Origin of the sequence: Flavobacterium notoginsengisoli (assembly GCF_014207905.1) — a bacterium.
GTDB classification, from domain to species: Bacteria; Bacteroidota; Bacteroidia; order Flavobacteriales; family Flavobacteriaceae; genus Flavobacterium; species Flavobacterium notoginsengisoli_A.
In genome coordinates this window covers 1-2,633 of the sequence record NZ_JACHLB010000016.1, presented here as the reverse complement: position 1 = coordinate 2,633, position 2,633 = coordinate 1, and the positions used below count along the sequence as shown (strand labels likewise).

Annotated in this window: 2 protein-coding genes; both read right to left on the bottom strand. The window is 39.9% G+C overall.

Annotated elements, in window-relative coordinates:
- Positions 1-152: 152 nt before the first annotated feature.
- On the bottom strand, positions 153-890 hold the full coding sequence (gene istB / locus HNP35_RS23720; protein WP_041515719.1) for an IS21-like element helper ATPase IstB: 738 nt from the start codon (positions 888-890) through the stop codon (positions 153-155).
- A 12-nt stretch (positions 891-902) separates the two neighbouring features.
- The gene (istA, locus tag HNP35_RS23715; RefSeq protein ID WP_184168233.1) at positions 903-2,456 is read right to left on the bottom strand and encodes an IS21 family transposase; all 1,554 of its coding nucleotides are present in this window, start codon (positions 2,454-2,456) and stop codon (positions 903-905) included.
- Positions 2,457-2,633: the final 177 nt, after the last annotated feature.

Genomic DNA, 2,633 nt, shown 5'->3' with positions numbered 1-2,633 from the left:
TGTAAAACTCAGTCATATTGACCACTGTTTTCCAATTTAAAGTGACCACTTCGTTTCGGTTTAAAGTGACCATCTAATTTCGGTGCAAAGTGAGCACCTAAAAAACTACTTTTTTTCGTGTGTTAATTATTGTTTCAAATATAGATAAATAATTATTCCTTGATTATGCTTTTTTTCTTTCTCATTGATTCCCCATGCAGCTCAACCCTGTGGGCCTGATGTATTAATCTATCAAGGATTGCATCTGCTATGGTTTTCTCGCCGATTATGTCATACCATCCCTGAACGGGGATCTGCGAGGTTACAATAATAGAACCATTGTTGTGCCTGTCTTCGATGATCTCTAAAAGTGTGATTCTGTTCTGGCTGTCCAATGCCTGGAGTCCAAAGTCATCTAGTATGATAACATCCTGCCTTTGTATTTTCATCAGTTCTCTCAGGTATGTACCGTCTGCTTTGGCCATTTTCAGCTTTGCAAACAATTTTGCAGTATTAAAATAACTTACTTTATAGCCTTCAATACAGGCCTGATAACCAAGTGCTGTTCCTAAAAAACTTTTGCCGACACCTGTGCTTCCTGTGATTAGTATATTTTCATTCTTTTCTACAAAACTGCATTCTGCAAGCCGGAGTATAAGATTTCTGTCAATATTCCGGGACTGGTCAAAATTGATGCTTTCAATATTTGATTTGTAGTGGAAGCGTGCATTGGCAATACTGCGTTCAATACGCCTGTTGTGGCGTTCATCCCATTCGGCATCTATTATCATTGACATAAACTGGTCAATGGTATAATGATCGGTTTTTCCGCTCTCGATAGCTGTCATGAAGGCGTTATGCATTCCATGAAGCTTCATCTGTTTCATTTTTGCTACAGTAGATTCATTCATTGTAAATTGATTTTAGTTATAATAATTTTTTCCTCTGATATTGCCGTGGTCGGGAAGATCCTGATCTTCTTCCTTTTCGTGTTCCATGGGTATCTTATCCAGACTGTTTTCCAAGATGTTCTGTATGGTTTTAAAATTATAAATCTTAAAGTCCAGAGCACGTTTGCAGGCATTTATCAATCTTTCTGCACCTACTTTCTTCTCAAAAGACAATATGCCTAGGCAGCTTTTATAGGCCTGCTCGGGGTGGTTTCTGCTTTCTATTATCTGCATAATATATTCTCCTACTGCCGGATCAATGCTGTTGGCCCATTCAATAAACCTTAAGGCATTCCACTGCGCTACAAATTGATGTGTGCTTGCCATATGTTCTGGATTTGTGGTATAGATGTAGGGCTTTGGATTTCTCATGTGTGTGGCTATACGGTTGTATTTGAAGTATATTTCGACAGTAGAGCTGGTGTACAGCAGCTTCACTTTTTTCTTTAAATATTGATAGGGCACGCTGTAGTAGTTTTTGTCCTGGCTTAACTGGACGTGCCCGTTCTGCATTACTGTTGCCAGAGACTGGTATTTAATCTCAAAGCGTTCCAGAGGAAGAGGCTGCAGTTCATGCCTTTCATCTTCCATGAAGAGTTCAAAACGAGAGTATGGTCTTCCGGTAAGTTTCTTGTTATTATGCGCATCGAGCAGATTCCATATTTCCTGGTTCAGATCTTCTATGCTGAAGTATTTAGAGTCTTTCAGATTTGCATAAATTCTTCTGTAAAGTATCTTAACAGCGCCCTCGACTAAAGATTTGTCTCTGGGCCTGTATGCTCTTGCAGGCAGAATAGTAGTTTCATAATGTTCAGCTAAATCTGCAAGAGTTTCATTAATGGTAGGTTCAAAGCGGCTGGTTCTGACTACGGCAGATTTTAGGTTGTCGGGCACAATTGCGGCAGGCGTTCCTTGAAAAAAGCGCATTGCATTCTCCACCGAAGCTACAAAATCTTCCTTCTGCTGGCTCATTGAAGCTTCTGCGTAAGTATACTGGCTGGCACCGAGTATGGCAACAAAAAATTGCACTTCCTGAACCTCGGACGTGTTTTTGTCTATAATTGAGAGTGTCTTTCCAGCATAATCCACATACATTTTATCGCCAGCCTTGTGATTCATATGCATCACAGGGTTTACCTTGTTGCTCCAGTCTCTGAAGCGATTCCTGAACTGCGTTACTCTAAGACCATCGGGATGGGCTTCAATATACCTTTCCCACATAGTTTGTATGGTGATGCCCACCTTTTTTAATTCCCGTTCCATCTGAGGAAAATAAGCATACAGATCTTCGATTCTTGAGGAAACAACTTCTGTCGGACCCTGAGAAAACAGCTCGTCCAATTCAGTGTCAGTTTTCTTGTTGACAGTTTCCAGGCTTAATCCCAGCACTTCAAATAAAGAGATATATTTTTTTACAGTATTTCTGGAAAGAGATAAATATCGGCTTATAAACAGCTTGCTTTTGCCGTTGCAGTGCAACTTAATGACTTTTCTGATTTTGTTCATGTCTAGTTTGTTATTTGCCATAGTCTGTAGTTTTTATACAGATCCATGGTTTAACAGCATGAAAAGAAGTAGTGTTTGGTGGTCAATTTGAACCGAAACAAGGTGGTCAGTTTAAATTGAAAAGGAGTGGTCAGTTTGACCCGAAATCGGTGGTCACTTTATGCTGAAAAAGCGTGGTCAATTTGACCGCTTTTTCCA

Coding starts and splice junctions, on each gene's coding strand:
- istA (WP_184168233.1), bottom strand. CDS start 2,456: ATGGCAAATAACAAACTAGACATGAACAAAATCAGAAAAGTCATTAAG.
- istB (WP_041515719.1), bottom strand. CDS start 890: ATGAATGAATCTACTGTAGCAAAAATGAAACAGATGAAGCTTCATGGA.